Here is a 4,925-nt window from a genome sequence, read left to right as displayed (position 1 = left end):
TCGGAGGGGTGGGTCACGCGGGACACCGTAACCGGGCCCGCCCCGCCGGGGCCCGACGCGGCCCGTTACGGCGTCTTCGACGATTTGGGCGGCCGTCCGTGCCGCTGGTAACCTGGCACGGTTGTCTGCTCAGCCCTGGGCGGAGCGAACACCACCAACGAGAACGTCGAGGATTTCGTGGCCAACATCAAGTCGCAGATCAAGCGCATCCGTACCAACGAGATCGCGCGGCAGCGCAACAAGGCGGTCAAGTCCGCCCTGAAGACCTCCATCCGGCAGTTCCGCGAGGCCGCCGACTCCGGCGACCGTGCGGCCGCCACCACCGCCCTCGCGCACGCGTCGCGCCAGCTCGACAAGGCCGCCAGCAAAGGCGTCATCCACGCCAACCAGGCCGCCAACAAGAAGTCGGCCATGGCGCTGCGCGCCAAGGCGCTCTGACCCACTGCTGACGCGGAGCTGCTGAGCCCACCGCTCACCGCATCAAGCTCGCAGCTCCGAGCTGCCGGCCGCGCCCGAGCCGTGTCGTCCCTACCGGACGGCGCGGCTCTTTCGTGTCCGGGCGACGATCGCCGTGCGCGGCTCATTCGTGTCCGGGCGACGATCGCCGTGCGCGGCTCTTTCGTGTCCGGGCGACGATCGCCGTGCGCGGCTCTTTCGCGTCCGGCGACGGTCGCCGTGCCGCGGACGTCTTTCGCCGTAGGGCTCAGGCGACGGCGCGAGCCGCACCGATGCGGCGCACCGCCAGCTCGAGCGCGAACGCCGGGTCCACCGCTGCGCCCTTGACATCGGCGTTCAGGTCGGCGACGACACCGAGGGCCTGACGCAGCCCGTCCTCCGACCAGCCCCGCCCCTGACCACCCGCGCGCTTCACCTTCCACGGCGGCATGCCGAGGCGGCGGGCGAGGTCGTACTCGCTGCCCCGCCCGGCCGACCACACGCGGGCGATCGAACGCACGCCGTCGGCCAGTGCATCGGCGATGACGACATAGGGCACCCCGACCTCGAGGGCGAAGCGCAACGCCTCGAGCGCGGGACCGCTGCGCCCGACCACGGCGAGGTCGGAGACCGCGAACCCGCTGACCTCGGCCCGGCCCTTGTGGAAGGCCCGGACGGTGTCGAGATCGACCTCGCCACCGGAGTCGCTGACCAGCTGACCTGCGACCCCGGCGAGTTCGCGCAGGTCACTGCCGACCGCGTCCATGAGCACCGACAGGGCGTCGGGGCCGATCCGCCCGCCCAGCCGCCGGACCTCGCGCCGGACGAAGTCGGCGCGCTCGTCGGGCCGCGTGAGCTTGGCGCAGCCGATCTCGAGAGCCTTCGCCTTGCGGGCCAGCTCGAGCAGCGCCTTGCCCTTGGCCCCGCCCGGGTGCTGCAAGACGATGCGGGTGCCCTCGGCCGGGGCTTGCAGGTACGGACCCAGAACGGCGGCCGCCGCGACCCGGACGTCCTGCGCGGCGCGGACGATCATCAGCCGTGAGTCGCCGAACAGGGAGGGACCGAGCAGCTCGTGCAGCTCGTTGCCCTCGATCTGGCCGCCGGTGCGCTCGGTCTCCACGACCTGCGGGTCCTCGGCCCGGGTGGCGGCGGAGATCGCGCTGACGGCGCGGTCGACGAGCAGGTCCTCGTCGCCGACGAGCAGCAGCACGGGCGGCAGGGGAACGGGCAGGTCGTCAAGGCTGACGGGGCGTGCTGGCACGCGACCATCCTCGCACCGATCACCGACGCAACGGTGCCCGTGGTGCGGGTGACGATCGCGCGGGCGGCAACCGCGCGGGCCACGGCCGTCTGCGGTGCGGGACGTCGCACCGCCGCCAATGCTCCCACCCGGCTCGCCGCGGTGCCGTGCACCGAGGTACGCACCGCACCGCGGTCGCCGGAGATCGCAATATCGCCGTCGCGGTCGGTGCGCAGCAACGGGATGCCCAGCCGGGCGATCTCGCCGAGCAGCACCGGGGACGGGTGACCGTAGTCGTTGTGCAGGCCGACCGACACGACCGCGACCGAGGCGTGCGCGGCGGCGAGGAACGCCGGGTCGGAGTAGGCCGAACCGTGGTGCGGCACCTTCAGCACGTCGGCCCGGAGATCCACGTGCGACCGCAGCAGCGCGTCCTGCGCCTCGATCTCGGCGTCGCCGGGCAGCAGGATCCGGATGCCGCGCACCGTCGCGCGCAGGATCAGCGAGGAGTTGTTCGGGTCGGACCGCGTGCCGTGGAAGGCGACGGCCGGCCCGAGCACGTCCAGGTGCACCGCGCCGACGTCGATCGCAGTGCCCGGCGCCGGTGTGCGTACGGACAGGTGCCGTTCCGCGGCGAAGCGTCGGACGAGCTCGAGCCCGGCCTCGGGGTCGCCCAGCGGCCCGGCCAGGATCTGCCCCACCCGCCGGTCGTGCCCGACGCCGAGGATGCCTCCGACGTGGTCGGCGTGCATGTGGGTGAAGACGAGCAGCGGGACGTCCGTGACGCCCAGGTCCCGGAGGCAGCGGTCCATCGGCACCGGATCGGGACCGGCGTCGACGACGACGGCCTGGTGCGGGCCGGCGGACAGCACGAGCCCGTCACCCTGCCCGATGTCGCAGGCGACGAAGACCCAGCCCGACGTGGGCCACGCCGTGGCGACCGAGCGCACTGGGACGAGCACGAACAGCGCGGTGACGAGCCCGGCGGCCAGCATCCTGCGGGGGCCGGCACGGGCGCACGCCACCCAGACGACCGCGGTGACGAGCAGCAACAGCAGGCCGCCCGACGCGCCCCCCGGCCACGGCAGGACCGCCCCATGCAGCCCGCCGAAGAACTCGGCCACCCCGACGAGCCAGCGGCACGGCCAGCCGGCGACCCAGACCAGCGCGGTGCCGACCGGCGCCGACACCGGCGCGCAGACCGCGGCCGCGAACCCGACGACCGTCGTCACCGCCACGACCGGCTCGGCCAGGACGTTCGCCGGAACGGCCACCAGGCTCACCTGACCGGACAGCGCCGCGACCACCGGCGCCGTCACGAGGTGCGCCGCCGCGGCGACCGCCGTCGCCTCGGCGACACCGACCGGCACCCGTCTGCGCCGTAGTGCCTCGGCCCACCCCGGGGCGACGACGAGCAGGGCGCACGTGGCCAGCACCGACATGGCGAACGACGCGCTGTTCGCCAGGGTCGGGTCCCATAGCAACAGGGCGATGGTCACCGCGGACAGGACGGGCAGCGCGGACCGTGGTCGCCCCGTCACCAGCGCGGCCAGCGCGACGGCGCCCATGAGCGCGGCCCGCAGCACGCTGGGCGACGGCCGCGCCACCACGACGAACAGCGCGAGCACCAACCCACCCGTCAGCGCGCACACCCACGGGCGCACCCGCAGGCGGCGCAGGACGAGCAGCACCGCGCCGGTCAGGATGCTGCAGTTCGTGCCGCTGACCGCGACCAGATGGGTGAGACCGGCCAGGCGGAAGCGTTCGGCCAGGACCGGGTCCAGGGCGCTGGTGTCACCGTCGACCAGCCCGGGCAGCAATCCCCGCTCCGCACGTGGCAGGCCGCTCGCGGCGTGACGCAGGGACGCACGCACGGCCCCGGCGAGGCGCTGCCACCACGGCGGTCTGCCGAGCAGCCGCGGCGGCCCGCGGGTGAACAGCACCACCGAGAGGGAGCCGGCGTCCAGTGACGGCTGCAGCGAGCCGCTCAGGCGCACCCGCTGACCGGGCAGCACATCGGCCCAGGGCCCCGCGTCGCCGAGCACGAGTACGGACCCGTCGGTCGTCAGGCGGTGCCCCAGATAGGTCACCGCGTCGGCCGACGCGGTGACCGCTACCCGCGCCGAGCCGGCGATCCCCTTGGCAGCGAGTACGCGCGGATCGGCGGTGACGGTCAGCTCGACGTCCACCGCGGCGTGTTGACGGGCGAGGGCGGCCAGCGGCGAGCCGTGGGCGTGGGCGATCCGTCCGGCCAGCGGCCACAGCACCAGGGCGAGGCAGAACAGGGCCAGGGCGGGCGCGGCGAGCCAGCGGCGGATGCGGGCGCACACCAGTGCGACGGCGGCGAGGACCGTGGCGGCGGCCGCGGCGACCACGACCGCGATAGGAGCCCGACTCGACGCCCACAGGACACCGAGCCACGCCGTCCCGGCACCGACAGCGAGTCGAACGTCCAGCGGCTCATCGAGGGTCACACGGTGACCAGGTTCTTGAGCTCGGCGAACTTGACGTCGCCGATGCCGCTGACGTCGTTGAGCTGGTCGACGCCGGTGAAGCGGCCGTGCTGGCCGCGCCAGTCCAGGATGTGCTGCGCCAGCACCGGCCCGACGCCCGGCAGGGCGTCGAGCTGCTCGAGGTTCGCGGTGTTGAGGTTCACCGGCCCGGCGGTGGCCGGGCTCGTGCCGCCGGCGGTGACCGAGCCGCCCGTCCCGGCGACCGGAGGCTGCGCCCCCGTTGCGCCCGGCACGCCGACTACGACCTGCTGGCCGTCGACGAGCGGGGCGGCGAGGTTGAGGCTGCTGAGGTCCACCCCGTGGCGGGCACCGCCCGCGGCTCGGAGCGCGTCGTCGATCCGGCTACCGGCGGGGAGCCGGTACAGCCCCGGTCGGACGACCTTGCCCGCGACGTCGACGACCACCAGCCCGGTCGGCGTCGAGCCCGACACGGCCGGGCCGTTGCTGATGGCCGTACCCGCGGACGTACCACCCAAGGGCGAGCCTCGGGCGGGTGAGGGCGAGCCACCGCTACCGGTCAGCGTCGACCCGGGCACCTGCGGGACCCGCGCGGAGACGGGCACCGCCGCCGGGCGTGACGACATCAGCCAGATTCCGGTGATGACGGCCGCGAGCACGACGGCGGCCCCCACCCCCCACGCCGCACGGCGACCGGGATCGAGCCGCATCGGGACGCGCGCCTGCAGGCGCTGCCACCGCGACGGGCCACCGCTCCACCGGCCGCGGTCGTCGACATC

The 4,925-nt window shown here is 74.5% G+C and carries 3 protein-coding genes and 1 pseudogene; 1 reads left to right on the top strand and 3 read right to left on the bottom strand.

Features of this window, described 5'->3' with window-relative positions; genetic code table 11:
• Window positions 1-177 precede the first annotated feature (177 nt).
• Window positions 178-438 carry a 30S ribosomal protein S20 gene (gene rpsT / locus ACFFCA_RS10485; protein WP_375484480.1) on the top strand — a complete coding sequence of 87 codons (261 nt, stop codon included), beginning with the start codon at window positions 178-180 and terminating at the stop codon, window positions 436-438.
• A 265-nt stretch (window positions 439-703) separates the two neighbouring features.
• Here the strand turns inward: rpsT and holA are convergent, their stop codons facing one another.
• The 3 genes and pseudogenes from holA to ACFFCA_RS10470 all read right to left on the bottom strand — a co-directional run.
• Window positions 704-1,645: a DNA polymerase III subunit delta gene (holA, locus tag ACFFCA_RS10480; protein WP_375484478.1), complete on the bottom strand. Its 942-nt coding sequence runs from the start codon at window positions 1,643-1,645 to the stop codon at window positions 704-706.
• 449 nt (window positions 1,646-2,094) lie between these two features.
• A pseudogene (locus ACFFCA_RS10475) lies at window positions 2,095-3,549 on the bottom strand (ComEC/Rec2 family competence protein); the annotation flags it as partial.
• A gap of 596 nt (window positions 3,550-4,145) precedes the next feature.
• Window positions 4,146-4,925 (bottom strand): ComEA family DNA-binding protein (locus ACFFCA_RS10470; protein ID WP_375484477.1); only part of this gene is annotated, 780 nt, incomplete at its 5' end.

It is taken from the genome of uncultured Jatrophihabitans sp. (assembly GCF_964252635.1).
Lineage (GTDB): Bacteria > Actinomycetota > Actinomycetes > Mycobacteriales > Jatrophihabitantaceae > Jatrophihabitans.
Note: the sequence above shows the minus strand (reverse complement) of the source record. Positions and strands in the feature narration are given on the sequence as shown.